Consider the following 13556-nt stretch of genomic DNA (forward strand, 5'->3'; position numbering starts at 1 on the left):
GCCCAGATGCCCGCCGCGGCTAGTCCCCGCGGGGACCAAGCTCGGCGCGGATCGAGGCGAGCAGGCCCGGGATCGTCGTCAGCCGATCCGCTTCCTCGTCGAGGATCGCGTGGAACAGCGCGCGCTTGATCGCGGTCGCACGGCCGGGGCGCAGGCGGGTGCCGGCAGGCAGCGACGACAGGACGATATCGACCAGCCTCTCCGCCCCGTGCAGGCGGCCCCAGAGATAGTCGTTCTCTCGATAGGCGCGGCTGAAGAACGCGCCGAAATTGTGGAACTGCGTTCCCTTGAGGCAGGCGTCCGCGCCGCCTTCGCGGATCGCAGTCGCGTCGTCAGGGCTGATGCGGTCGACGCGGACGGGATCGAACTCGTCTAACCCCTCGCCCTGCAGCAGCGGCAGCGTGGCGATATCGAAGAAGGGAAAGCCGAGATAGGCGAGCAGCAGCGGCCGTTTGAGGTCGCGCGACAGCCCGCTCAGCGCCGTGGCGAGCGCGGCATCGGTTTCCGCGTCGAGCCGCGTCAGGTTCAGCGTAGCGTCCAACGCATCCAGCGCCGCACCGGCATCGGCGGGCAGCCGGCGCGCCACGTCGCGAAGGCCGGCATGCGGCTCGGCACGCTGCGCCTCCAGATAGGCCGACAAGGCGGTGTACGCCGCCTCGCGCACCTCGCTCAGGTCGCTGCGTTCGTGATCCCCGTCCTGCTCGCCGATGCGCCGGACGAGCAGGCGCAGGCGGCGGATGCGAAAGCCGATGTCGAACGCGCGCAGAAACGCGATCGCCTCCGGCCCCGCGCCGCCGGCATGGGCGGTGCCGATCTCGTACGCCCCCCGCTCGCGCGCGGCCGCAGCGACGGCTTCGCGGATGCGGCGCTGGGGTTCCGGGCCCTCGCGCCCGGCGAGCTGTGACAGGAGCTGGGCGGTGCGGTCGATCACGCCCTCGAGCTTGAGGATGCCGTATGCCGCCTGTCCGTAGCCCGCGCGCGTGGCCGCCGCCGCCTGCGCCCGGCGACGCCATGCCGCCAGCCGCTTCGGCGTCGGATAGTCGAGGAGGAAGGTATAGCCGAACAGACCCTCGACCTGCCCCTCCACCTCGCCGCGAAGCTGGTCGAGGATCGCGTTCATCCGCTCGATTCGCGCCGACCGGGCTGACAGCGCCTCCAGGCTGTCGCGGATCGGCTGCTGGCGCGGGATTTCTGACAGGGCGCCGATCAGCGTCTGGAAGAAGCCGGGCACGCCGTCGATCTTGCCGTTGAGCGCAAAGGCGAAGCCGGGGGCAGGGTCGATGAAGACGAAGCGACGGTCGATCTGTCGCCGCGCGGGCCGCTCGCGCAGCGCAGCGATGGCTGGGCGGAACGGCGCGTTGGCGAGGACGGAGCCGTCGATCAGCACCGCCCGCTCGGCCCCGCGCGCGCTTGCGTGGCGCGGCATTGCGCGGGCGAGGAAGGCGTCGCGCGTCGGCCATTCGCTCTGGCGCGCCGCCATCACGCGGTCGAGCTCGGCGACGGTGAAGGGCGGGAAGGCGCCCGGAAAGCTCGACGTCGCCCGTGCGGCGAAGGTGAGGTCGGGCGCCTCGGCCAGTCGCTCCCCCGGCCGCCCCTGCGACGAGAAGGAGAGGACGAGGCGATGCTCGGTCTCGACAACCTCCGCCGGCGAGTTGAGCCGCAGCCGTTCCGGATGCCCCGCGAAATCGGTGACGGTGACGAACAGGTCGAGGGGCTGGCCGGCGGGAAGCAGGCGCGGGCCGGCCGGCGCCGCCGCCATCGCGTCGAACGCGTCGAGGATCAGGTTGCACAGCCGCTCACCCCCGAACGGCGGCTCGAACCAGCGGGAGCGGACGAAATGGTCGAGCTTGGCGCGCACCTCATCCCGCGCCGCGGCCTCCACCGTTTCGTCGATCAGCTTGCCGCTGCCCGCCGCCATCCAGGCGAGCGGGCGCGCCCAGAACTTGGTCATCGCGTGGCCGGGCGCCTGGGCCGGGTCGATCAGCCGCTCCACATCGGCATCGCGCAGCCACAGGTCGGTCAGCGGGTCGAGGCTCTCGCCCGTGTCGATCGCCCGGGCGAGGAACACGCTGTTGATGCCGCCCGCCGATGCGCCGGCCAGAATGTCGGTCAGCACGCGCAGCCGCACGCCGGATGCTTCGGCGATCTCCTCGAACATCGCGCGATAGACGCGCTCGCTGCCTCCCGACGCCGGATCGCCCGCGCAGAACGCGCGGCTGGCGCTGAGCAGTCGCCACAATTCCTTGGTGATGCCGTGCATGTAAACGGCGAGGCTGATGCCGCCGTAACAGACCAGCGCGAGCCGCAATTCCTTGTCGCGCATCAGTGAAGTAGTGCCCAGATCGGCAGGTGGTCGGACGCGACACGGGCGGCGGCGCTCATATGGACGCCGCACTCGGTGATGGTGAGGCCGGGGCTCACCATGATCCGGTCGAGCCGGCCGATCGGTCGGCGCGCATGGAAGCTTGGCCCCGTTTCAGCGATTGCATGGCTGCGCCCGAAATCCTGAAGGCATCCGGCGGTCGGCCGCCATTCGTTGAGGTCGCCCATCATCACGCTCGGCAGCTTATGCTGTGCAGCATCGAGGTGGTCGAGCACCGCCTTCGCCTGTTTCCGTCGCCACAGGCCCGACAGGTCTAGATGCATTCCGACCACGCGCAACTTGTGCTTGCCGATGCGCAGGTCGGCGCGCACCGCGCCGCGCGGTTCGAGCGCCGGCAGGACGATCGGCTGCGCGTCGAGGATCTCGGCGGATTTGCGCACGAGCAGGACGTTGCCGTGCCAGCCCATGCTGGCGGCACGGACGGCGACGGGCACCGCCTGATAATCGCTGTGCTCGGCGAGTAGATGCGGGGTCAGCACCGCGGCGCGCGTGCCGAACCGGCGGTCGGCCTCCTGCAAAGCGACGATATCGGCGTCGATCTCGCGCAGCACCTCGAGGATGCGGTCCGGGCTGCGGCGGCGGTCGGTGCCGATGCCCTTTCGCATGTTGTAGCTGGCGACCTTCAGCATCGTCAGGCTGAAAGCCGCCGCGGCGCCGCGGGTTCCGCCCGGCTCACCGATCGAGCTCGATCCGCGCGATCAGCCCGCCCCCGTCGCGGTTCTGTAGCGTCACCCGCCCGCCCGCATCGCGCACGATCGCGCGAGTGAGCGCGAGGCCGAGGCCGATCCCGCCGGTATCGCGATTGCGCGAGCTTTCGAGGCGAACGAACGGATCGAACACCGCATCGAGCTTGTCGGGGGGCAGGCCGGGGCCGCGATCGCACACGGCGATGACGACGCGGCTCGCCTCGTTCGCGATCTGCACCTCGGCCGCGCCGGCATATTTGATTGCGTTCTCAATGAGGTTGCGCACCGCTCGCCGCATCAGGCTGGGGCGCAGGCGCATGCGGATGCGCTCTGCCTCGTCGAAGGCGACGTCGTGGTCGAGGTCGCGGAAATCCTCGACCACCGCATCGACGAGTGCCGCAAGGTCCACATCGGCCAGCGGCTCCGACGGGCGGCCGAGCCGCGCGAGCGAGAGAATGTCCTCCAGCGTCCGCGTCATCTCGTCGACGATATCGGCCATCCGCTGCCGGTCGGTGTCGTCGTCGACCGATTCGATGCGAACGCGCAGCGCCGCCAGCGGCGTACGCAGGTCGTGACCGATCGCGCCGAGCATCCGGTCCTTCTCATCCAGCATCGCCGACACCCGCGAAGACAGCTCGTTATACGCGGCGATCAGCGCGCGCAGGTCGCCCGGCCCGCGTTCGACCATGGGCTCGGGATCACTGCCCGGCGCGAAGGCTCTCGCACGGGCGGTGAGTTCGGACAGCGGCCGCGCCACGCGCCGGCCGATCCAGAGGACGGGCAGCAGGACGACCGCGTAGAGGATCAGCGTCTGCGCGATGAGCTGCCAGACCAGCCCCTGTTCGGTCCGCGGCCACGGGCCGTTGAGGCTGAGCCAGCGGCCGCCCGGCAGCTCGACCCCTACGATCACCTCGGCCCCCAGGCTGGCGAGGCGGCGGGCGCGGTCTGGGCGCATGTCCGCGAGCCGCGGGTCGTTCGGGCGGAAACGACGGATGCCGCTGACGACGGTCCGATAGGTGATGTTGCTGTCGGCAAGGCCGGCACGGATGCCCGCCTCGATCTCCTCGGCGTGCGGGAGCCCGGCGGGCACCGGGTTCGCCCGGACAATGCGCAGGCGCGAGCGCGGGCGCTCGAACCCGGCGATGCGGCCAGACTGATAGCGCTCGGCGGCGTCGACGACGCGCGTCACCGTGGGCACGACGATCTGCGTAAAGCGCAGTTCGCGCCGCTCGCGATAGAGGAGGGCGAAGTTGATCGCCTGCGCCACGAACAGCGCCACCGCAACGAGCAGCGCGATCTGGCCGGAGAGGCTGCGCGGCGGCCCGAGGGGAACTTTCACAGGCGGGTGACTTCGGCCGCCAGCGTGTAGCCGCCGCCCCACACAGTCTTGATAATCGCAGGGTTCTTTGCATCCGCCTCGATCTTCTTGCGCAGCCGGCTGACCTGATTGTCGATCGCGCGGTCGAAGGCAGCGGCTTCGCGCCCCTGTGTCAGGTCGAGCAGCTGGTCCCGCGTCAGCACCTGTCGCGGGCGCGTGACGAGCGCGAGAAGCAGATTGTATTCGCCGGTCGACAGCGGCACCTCCACCCCCTCGCGGTCGACCAGCGTGCGCTCGCCGGTCTTGAGAACCCAGCCCGAAAAGGCATAGGCGCCAGCCTCCGGCGCATGCTGCCGCACCGAGCCGGAAGCAACACGGCGCAGGATCACCTTGATCCGGGCGAGCAGCTCGCGCGGGGAAAACGGCTTCACCACGTAATCGTCGGCGCCCATCTCAAGGCCGACGATCCGGTCAGTCTCCTCGCTGCGCGCGGTCAGCAGGATGACCGGCGTCTCACTCGTCTCGCGGATGTGGCGACAGAGGCTGAGGCCGTCCTCGCCCGGCATCATGATATCGAGAATGGTAAGGTCGATCGCATAGGCCGCCAGCCGCGCACGCGCACCCTCCGCATCGCCCGCCTGCGTCACGCGAAAGCCCTGCTTGGTCAGGTACTGTGCGAGCGGTTCGCGGATCGAGCGTTCGTCGTCGACGAGGAGGAGGTGCGGAATCTCGGCCATGTGCAAACCTTGGCAGGCGGCGGGGCGCCCTGACTAGCGAAAAGGTTGCGCCGGGCGAGCGTCGGGGAGGAGGCTCGCCCGCCCGGCGCGCCGGCGTCAGGCGCCGGTAGCGGGTGGGGTCATGCCGGGGCCGCCGCGATGACCGCGCCGGGCCTGCATTTCGACGGCGTCGATGCGGCCGTCGGCGTTGGTGTCCATCTTCTGGAAGCGCTGCTGCGCGCCCGCGACGAACTCGGCCTGGCTGATCGCGCCGTCGCGATCGGTGTCGAGCCGGGCGAGCATCCGCTCGCCGCCGCCGCGTCCACCGCGCTTGCCCCATTTGCCCTGGCGCTCGCCGGGCTCGATCGTGCCGTCACGATCGGTGTCCGCCCGGGCGAAGCGATCGGCGGCGGCGGCGCGGAACTCGGCCTGGCTGATCGCGCCGTTCTTGTCGGTGTCGAAGCGGCCGATCATCCGGGCGGCGCGCGGCCCCTTGAGTTCGTCGGCGCTCAATTGGCCGTCGCGGTTCGCATCCAGCTTGGCGAAGCGCTGATCGGCGCGCGCCATCGCCTCGGCCTGCGTCGTGGGCGGGGCGGGGCGCTGGTTCATGTCCTGCGCGGCATAGGCCACACCGGCAAAGGCGGCGCCGCCGAGTGCGGTGGCGGCAATCCATCGGGGAAGGGTCCTGGCGTTCATCGTCATCGTCCTGTCTGGGCGACGGGGTTCATTCCCGACGTCGTGGGTCACGTTATGGCGGGCGCCTGTCGCGCCGATATGTCGCCCGGCCGTAGGGTTTGTCGCGAGATGTCGCAGTGCAAGGTTTCAAATCGCTACGTTTCGGAAGGCGGGTATGCTCCTTTCGAGTGATGGCATGGACGCAACACTGTCCGGAAATCCCCTTGATGACGGTGCAGATAGCGCTTGACGTACGAGGCGTCGCATCGCTTATTCGAGCAATGGGTACGCACAGGTTCAGATGTGCGGTCCGGGAGGAGAGGATATGACCAAGCCGCAGTTGATGACCGCGTGCGGGCTTGCCGCGCTGACGCTCGCATGGGGATCGCCCGCCTTCGCACAGACGGCCGCGACCGACCCCGCCGCGCAGCCGGCAAGCCCCACCGAACAGGCATCGACCGAGCAGTCGAGCGACGATGCCGCCGCCGACATCATCGTGACGGCGCAGGGCCGCGCGCAGATCCTGACCGACGTGCCCGTCGCCGTATCCGCGGTATCGGCGGAGGCGCTGCAGCTTTCGGGCGCGACGGACATTCGTGCGCTCAATCAGCTCGCACCGTCGCTGCTCGTCAGCTCGACGGGCTCGGAAGCGAACGGGTCGGCGCGTATCCGCGGCATCGGTACGGTCGGCGACAATCCCGGCCTCGAAAGCTCGGTCGCGGTGTTCATCGACGGCGTCTATCGCTCGCGCTCTGGCATCGGCCTCAACGAGCTGGGCGAGATCGACCGGATCGAGGTGCTGCGCGGGCCACAGGGGACGCTGTTCGGCCGCAACGCGTCGGCGGGCATCATCAACATCGTCTCGAAACAGCCGACCTTCGACGGCATCCACGGCATGGCCGAGGCGACGTACGGCAATTACGACTTCTGGCGGCTTCAGGGCGCGCTGAACCTGCCGCTCGGCGAGACGCTCGCGGCGCGGGTCGACGGCGTCTATGTGAAGCGCGACGGCTTCTACAACGACGTCGCCAACAACATCGACGTCAACAACCGCGACCGCTGGTTCGTCCGCGGCCAGCTGAAGTTCGAGCCGACGAGCGATTTCAGCGTCCGCATCATCGGCGACTATACCAAGCGCGACGAGCGGTGCTGCGGCGCGACTTATGTCGACCGCTCGGTCACGCCATCGGTCGGCAACCTCAACAACCCCGCGACGCCGCTGACGACGGGGCTGGCCAACGGTAACAACATCATCAACGTCCTGCGCGACCTCGGCCAGCCGCTGGCGTCGTTCAATCCGGGTTACGACCGGACGATCTATTCGACGCCGGGCCGCAGCTTTGCCGGCAAGACGACCGACAAGGGCATTTCGGGCCAGATCGACTATGATTTTGGCGCTGCGAAGCTGACTTCGATCACCGCCTATCGCGACTACAAGTCGGACCAGGGGTCGGACACGGACTATTCGACGATCGACATTCTTTACCGCGCGGCGGACGGCAATTCCTATCGCCAGTTCCAGACGTTCAGCCAGGAACTGCGGCTTCAGGGCGAGGCGTTCGGCGGCAAGCTCGACTGGCTGGTCGGCGGCTATTACGCCAACGAAGACCTGACGGTGAACGACAATCTGCGCTTCGGGAACCAGTATGGCCGGTTCGCGACCTGCCGCATCATTTCGGGCAGTGCGCTGGCGTCGCTCTACTCGCCGACCAACGCATCGTGCATCAGCCCCACGGGCCGCGCGGTGCTCAACGGGCAGGTGCCGGGCGTCGCCTCGCCGTTGGGCGCGGCGGGGCCGCTCGTCGTCGCCGCGCTCGACCGTCTGAACGGCATCAACGACCGCGGCACGGTGCGCGATCATTTCGAGCAGAACAGCCGCAACTATGCGTTCTTCACGCACAACATCATCCATCTGGCCGACACGCTCGATCTGACGCTCGGCCTTCGCTACACCAACGAGCGCAAGCGGCTGGATGCCAGCTTCCAGAACGACAACACCGCGTGCGTCCAGAACCAGCAGGCGCTGGGCAGCTTCCTCGCCAACCCCGCGCTTGCCGCGGTGGCGGGCGGCATCATCGGCCTGTCGTGCCAGGGTAACTCGACCGCAGAAATCAACAATGCGACGCTCAGCGACGAGCGCAAGGAAGACGAGTTCACCGGCACCGCGATCGTGTCGTGGAAGCCGACGGACGACGTGCTCCTCTACGGCAGCTATTCGCGCGGCTACAAGGCGGGCGGCTTTAACCTGGACAAGTCGGCGCTGAAGAATCCGCTTCAGAGCTTCGCGCAATTGGGCGGTGTGCAGGCGCTGTCGCGCAACCTCCAGTTCGACCCCGAGATCGTGAACGCGTACGAAGTCGGTGCCAAGCTGTCGGTCCGCAACTTCACGCTGACTGCTGCGGCATTCCGGCAGGAGTTCAAGAATTTCCAGCTCAACACCTTCAACGGCGCGGTCTTCCTCGTCGCGACCGTCAACTCGTGCGACACGGACCTGGGCGGCGGGGATCGCGATCTGAGCGCGGCGACTGGGGCGTGCGCGCCCGACGACGTGAAGTACGGCGTCGTCTCTCAGGGCGTCGAGCTAGAGGCGAGCGTGCGTCCAATTCGCGACGTCAACATCAACCTCGGCATGACGTACGCCGACACGCACTACCGCGAGAACCTGGTCGGCAGCGCCAACGGCATCCCGCTCGACCCGGCGCTGCGCGTCCTGCCCGGCAAACAATTGTCGAACGCGCCGGAAATCGTCGCGACGGCCAGCGCGTCGTGGACGCCGGAGCTCGGCAGCTCGGGGCTACAGGCGCTGTTCTACGTCGATACACGCGTGACCGACGACTATAACACCGGCTCCGACCTGTTCCCGCAAAAGGCGCAGGACAGCTTCGTCCTCGTCAACGCGCGCGTCGGCATCCGAGGCCGTGACGAACTATGGGCGCTGGAGCTCTGGGCGCAGAACCTGACCAATACCCAGTATACGCAGGTCGCGTTCAACTCGCCGTTCCAGGCGGGTGCGACCAGCGCGCCGTTCGTCGACCCGTCCTTCCCGGGCGGCCGCCAGATCTTCTCGCAATATCTGGCCGAGCCGCGCACCTATGGCGTGACGCTGCGTACCCGCTTCTGATGGGGAGAGGGGGGGCGGGGGCTTTCGGGCCTCCGCCCCTTTTCTATTCGAAGACGACAACCGACCGCACGCTGTCGCCGGCGCGCAGCTTGTCGAAGGCGGCATTGATGTCGGTCAGGGCGATCCGCTCGGCCACCATCGTGTCGAGGTCGAGCAGCCCGTCGAGATACATCCGCACCAGGCGCGGCAGGTCGATTGGGAAGCGGGTGGAGCCGAGTAGCGAGCCCTGCAATTTCTTGCCCGTCAGGAACGAGGGGCCGGGTAGCGACACCGAGTGACCCGGCGCGATCATGCCGAGGATCGTCGCGGTCCCGCCGCGTTTCAGGAGTGCCCAAGCGAGTTCGGCCGTCGCCTGCCGCCCGACCGCCTCGATCGCGTAATCGACCCCGCCGCCGGTCAGCGCCATCAGCTCGCGCGCGGTATCGTCCGGGGCAAAGGCGTGGGTGGCGCCCATCTTGAGCGCAAGGTCGCGCTTGTCGGCGACCGGGTCGATCGCGGCGATCACGCCGGCGCCTGCGATCCGCGCGGCGTTGATCGCGGCCAGCCCGATGCCGCCCGCGCCGATCACCGCAACGCTCTCGCCGGGCTTCACCTTGCTGTCGTTGAACACCGCCCCCGCGCCGGTGATGACTGCGCAGCCGAGCAGCGCGGCGCGATCGAGCGGCATCGCCTTGTCGATCGCGACACACGCATTCTCGTGCACCAGCATCGCGCCGGCGAAACCCGAGAGGTTCAAGAACGGTGTCAGCGGCGTGCCGTCCTCAAGACTGAGGCGCGGCGGCGCATCCTTCGGCCGCCGCGTTGCGGGACTGACGCACAGCGACGGGCGGCCGCTGGCGCAGAACTCGCACGCGCCGCAAAAGACGGTGAAGAAGGTGACGACATGATCGCCCGGCTTCACACTTACCACGCCGTCGCCAACGGCCAGCACGACGCCCGCTGCCTCGTGCCCCGGCACCATCGGCATAGGGTGGGGGAAGGCGCCGTCGACGAAGTGCAGGTCCGACCGGCACACCCCGCATGCGGCGGTGCGGATCAGCACTTCGCGCGGACCCGGCGCGTCGACCTCGATCGTCTCAATTGTCAGTGGGCTGCGGGGTTCGCGAAGGACGGCGGCCTCGACCTTCATGCGCCGTACCGCCCGAACTCGGCGCGGGCGATCGCGCGGTTATGCACCTCATCCGGCCCGTCGGCGAAGCGGAGCGTGCGCAGCCCGGCCCAGGCGGCGGCGAGCGGCGTATCCTGCGACACGCCCATGCCGCCGTGCGCCTGGACCGCGTCGTCGAGCAGTTGCAGCGCCATCGTCGGGGCCTGCACCTTGATCATCGCGATCTCGAGCTGCGCGGCCTTGTTGCCCGCGCGGTCCATCATGTCGGCGGCCTTGAGGCAGAGGAGGCGCGTCATCTCGATATCGATGCGCGCGCGGGCGATCCGCTGTTCCCAGATCGAATGGTCGGCGATCCGCTTGCCGAAGGCGGTGCGCGCCATGAGGCGCTTCGCCATCAGCTCGATCGCCATCTCGGCCGTGCCGATCGTGCGCATGCAGTGGTGGATGCGCCCCGGTCCGAGCCGTCCCTGCGCGATCTCGAACCCGCGCCCTTCGCCGAGCAGCAGGTTTTCGGCGGGCACGCGGACATTCTCCAGCACCACCTCGCCATGCCCGTGCGGCGCGTGGTCGTAGCCGTAGACGCTCAGCATCCGCTCGATCCGCACGCCCGGCGTGTCGAGAGGGACGAGGATCATCGACTGCTGCTGATGCCGCTTCGCCTCGGCATTGGTCTTGCCCATCAGAATCGCGATCTTGCAGCGCGGATCGCCTGTGCCCGACGACCACCATTTGCGGCCGTTGATGACATAATGGTCGCCGTCGCGCCGGATCGAGGTTTCGATGTTGGTCGCGTCGGACGAAGCGACCGCCGGCTCGGTCATCAAAAAGGCCGAGCGGATCTCGCCGTTCATCAGCGGGCGCAGCCAGCGCTCCTTCTGTTCCAGCGTGCCGTAGCGTTCGAACACTTCCATGTTGCCGGTGTCGGGCGCGGAGCAGTTGAACACTTCGCTCGCCCAGTGAAAGCGCCCCATTTCCTCGGCACAGAGCGCGTATTCGAGGTTGGTGAGCTGCTCCCCCTCGAACCGGAACGTCTCGTCCACGGGCTTTAGCGCGGGGGCGGGGGGCATGAACAGGTTCCAGAGGCCGGCGCCGCGCGCTCGCGGCTTCAGTTCCTCGATGACCGACGACGGCGCCCAACGGTCGCCGCGCTCGACCTCAATGTGATATTCATGGTCACGCGGGGCGATCTCGCGGGCGATGAAATCGCGCACCCGGTCGCGGAAATGCGTCTGGCGCTCGGTCAGCGTGAAGTCCATCTGGCCCCTCCGGCAATTGGCGTTTGCGATGGGGTTAGACCATACCCGATCTTCGGACAAGCCGGCCGAAGGGTGTCTCGCCGCTTCGTTAGCGAGGAGCGGCGGGCACGCGCAAAAAACACTGGTTCTTCGAAAACCATTCGCTAATCTCGGGCCATGAGCGCGAACGAGGGGGCCGTACGGGCGGCCGAGGGGACCAAACGCTTTCAGGCCAAGCGCGACGCGATCCTCGCGGCGGCGGCAGAGGCGATCAACGAGCAATCGGCAAAGGGCATGACCTTTGCCGACGTGGCGCGGCGTGTCGGGCTCAATACCACCAGCGTCACCTATTACTTCAAGCGCAAAGAGGATCTGGCCGCCGCGACGTTCGAGCAGACGATCGATACGCTGCTCGCGACGCTCGACGACGCGCTGGAACAGGCGACGCCGCAGGACCGGGTGGCACGGTTTGTCGCGCTCACCTTCGCCCGGCTGGCGCGGGTGCGCGAGGGGACGGATTCCTCGGTCGCCGTGCTGTCCGACCTTCGCGCGATGGACGAGCCCGCCAAGGGCGCGCTGCTCGCCCGCTGGCGCGAGGTGTTTCGGCGGACGCGGCAATTGTTCGGACCGATGACGACGCGGGCGCAGACCGACCTCAACGGCGCGCGCGCGCACGTGCTGCTCGAAAACAGCTTCTGGCTGACCGTCTGGCTCGACCGCTATGACCTGGACCAGTTCCCGCGGATCGAGGCGCGGCTGATGGAGCTGTTCGCCGGCGGGCTGGCCGGGCCGAACGCGCGCTGGTCGCCGCAATTGCTCGACCTCACCCACGGAGCGCCGCGGACGAGCCGGGAGAATTTCCTGCTCGCCGCCACGCGCCTCATCAACGAGCTCGGCTATCGCGGCGCATCGGTGCAGCGGATCGCGAGCGAGCTCAACGTCACCAAGGGCAGCTTCTACCACCATCTCGACGCCAAGGACGATCTGGTCGCGCAATGCTATGCGCGCAGTTTCGAGACGATTACCGGCGCGCAGCGAGAGGGCGATGCGGCGGGCGGCAGCCACTGGCAGCGGCTGTCGAGCATGATCGCAACGCTGCTCGACATCCAGTTTTCGGAAGCGGGGCCGCTCCTGCGCACCACCGCGCTGTCAGGCCTTCCGGTCGAGACGCGGCAGGGGATGATCGATCGGTCGAACCGAATCGCCCGTCGCTTTGCCGGCACGATCAGCGACGGGATTGCCGAGGGGTCGTGCCGCGCGGTCGACCCGCTGGTGGCGGCACAGGCGCTGATGGCGATCCAGAACGCCGCGTTCGACATGCGTAAATGGGCAAGCACGATGCCACGCGAGCGGGCGGTCGCGCTCTACGCCTCGACGCTGATGTTCGGGATGTTCGACGATTCGGTGATCGAGGGGGCACGCTGATGCGGTTCGAGGGTAAGTCGGCGATCGTCACGGGCGCGGGCTCCGGCATCGGCCGCGCGACTGCGATCTGGCTGGCAGTGGAAGGGGCGGCGGTGGTCTGCGCTGACCTGTCGGGTGCCGATGCAACCGCAGCGACGATCCGCGAGGCGGGCGGCCGGGCGATCCACGCGACCGCCGACGCAGGCGACGAAGCGGCGGTGGCCGAGCTGGTCGAGGCGGCGGTGGCGGCGCATGGCGGGCTCGACGTCTTCCACGCCAATGCCGGGGTGTCGGGCGGGCTGGCGGGTCTGTTCGACCAGAGCGCAGCCGACTGGGCGGAGATCCTGCGCATCAACCTGATCGGCCCCTTCCTTGCCGTAAAATACGCCGCGCCGCGCATGGCTGAGCGCGGGGGCGGATCGATCGTGCTGACCGCCAGTGTCGCGGGGCTTCGTTCGGGCGCGGGCGGGGCGGCTTACTCCGCGTCGAAGGCGGGCGTCATCAACCTGGCGCAGACCGCGGCGCAGCAGCTCACCGGCTCGGGCGTCCGGGTGAACGCGGTCTGTCCCGGTCTGATCGAAACCGGCATGACCCAGATGATTTTCGACCGCGCGCGCGAAAAGGGTGTGGAGGACAGGATCGGCGCGCTCAATCCGCTGAAACGCCACGGCGCGCCTGAGGAGATCGCCGCCGCCGTCCTGTTCCTCGCCAGCGACGCGGCCAGCTATGTCAACGGTCAGGCGATCGTCGTCGACGGCGGCCTCTCGTCCAGCCACCCGATGACCGTCCAGCGATATGGCCGCGTCGCTGCCTGATCAAGCAACGCTTGCCGTCCGACAAGCCGAAAGCCCTTCCATTCGCGGGCGGACCTTCTAAAGCGGCCGTCGTTTTCTTGTCCCCATGCGGGGCG

Annotated in this window: 10 protein-coding genes; 3 read left to right on the plus strand and 7 right to left on the minus strand. The window is 68.5% G+C overall.

The features are described from left to right. Nucleotides 1–19: 19 nt before the first annotated feature. The 5 genes from FHR19_RS14355 to FHR19_RS14375 all read right to left on the minus strand — a co-directional run bounded on the left by FHR19_RS14355 (nucleotide 20) and on the right by FHR19_RS14375 (nucleotide 5799). Complete coding sequence (locus FHR19_RS14355) at nucleotides 20–2323, minus strand: patatin-like protein (RefSeq protein ID WP_184029707.1); 2304 nt, start codon at nucleotides 2321–2323, stop codon at nucleotides 20–22. After that, the gene (locus FHR19_RS14360; protein WP_184029710.1) at nucleotides 2323–3012 is read right to left on the minus strand and encodes an endonuclease/exonuclease/phosphatase family protein; all 690 of its coding nucleotides are present in this window, start codon (nucleotides 3010–3012) and stop codon (nucleotides 2323–2325) included. Before FHR19_RS14360 ends, FHR19_RS14355 begins: the two co-directional genes overlap by 1 nt. A 43-nt stretch (nucleotides 3013–3055) precedes the next feature. Beyond that, complete coding sequence (locus FHR19_RS14365; protein ID WP_343053280.1) at nucleotides 3056–4408, minus strand: sensor histidine kinase; 1353 nt, start codon at nucleotides 4406–4408, stop codon at nucleotides 3056–3058. Continuing rightward, the gene (locus FHR19_RS14370) at nucleotides 4405–5124 is read right to left on the minus strand and encodes a response regulator (protein WP_184029713.1); all 720 of its coding nucleotides are present in this window, start codon (nucleotides 5122–5124) and stop codon (nucleotides 4405–4407) included. Before FHR19_RS14370 ends, FHR19_RS14365 begins: the two co-directional genes overlap by 4 nt. 96 nt (nucleotides 5125–5220) lie before the next feature. After that, a complete protein-coding gene (locus FHR19_RS14375; RefSeq protein ID WP_184029716.1) occupies nucleotides 5221–5799 on the minus strand; it encodes an EF-hand domain-containing protein in 579 nt (192 codons plus the stop codon). 304 nt (nucleotides 5800–6103) lie between these two features. On the opposite strand from FHR19_RS14375, the gene FHR19_RS14380 reads away from it, so the two are divergent. Next, the gene (locus FHR19_RS14380; RefSeq protein ID WP_184029719.1) at nucleotides 6104–8899 is read left to right on the plus strand and encodes a TonB-dependent receptor; all 2796 of its coding nucleotides are present in this window, start codon (nucleotides 6104–6106) and stop codon (nucleotides 8897–8899) included. Nucleotides 8900–8942: 43 nt separating this feature from the next. Here the strand turns inward: FHR19_RS14380 and FHR19_RS14385 are convergent, their stop codons facing one another. Together FHR19_RS14385 and FHR19_RS14390 are read right to left on the minus strand one after the other, a co-directional pair. Further along, nucleotides 8943–10028, minus strand: a complete 1086-nt coding sequence (locus FHR19_RS14385; protein WP_184029723.1) for a Zn-dependent alcohol dehydrogenase — start codon at nucleotides 10026–10028, stop codon at nucleotides 8943–8945. After that, complete coding sequence (locus FHR19_RS14390) at nucleotides 10025–11263, minus strand: acyl-CoA dehydrogenase family protein (protein WP_184029726.1); 1239 nt, start codon at nucleotides 11261–11263, stop codon at nucleotides 10025–10027. Before FHR19_RS14390 ends, FHR19_RS14385 begins: the two co-directional genes overlap by 4 nt. Nucleotides 11264–11419: 156 nt before the next feature. Here FHR19_RS14390 and FHR19_RS14395 point away from each other — a divergent pair, with 156 nt between their 5' ends. Next, nucleotides 11420–12667: a TetR/AcrR family transcriptional regulator gene (locus FHR19_RS14395; protein ID WP_184029728.1), complete on the plus strand. Its 1248-nt coding sequence runs from the start codon at nucleotides 11420–11422 to the stop codon at nucleotides 12665–12667. Continuing rightward, nucleotides 12667–13461: an SDR family NAD(P)-dependent oxidoreductase gene (locus tag FHR19_RS14400; protein ID WP_184029731.1), complete on the plus strand. Its 795-nt coding sequence runs from the start codon at nucleotides 12667–12669 to the stop codon at nucleotides 13459–13461. Before FHR19_RS14395 ends, FHR19_RS14400 begins: the two co-directional genes overlap by 1 nt. Nucleotides 13462–13556: the final 95 nt, after the last annotated feature.

It is taken from the genome of Sphingomonas yantingensis, from assembly GCF_014199325.1.
Lineage (GTDB): Bacteria > Pseudomonadota > Alphaproteobacteria > Sphingomonadales > Sphingomonadaceae > Sphingomonas > Sphingomonas yantingensis.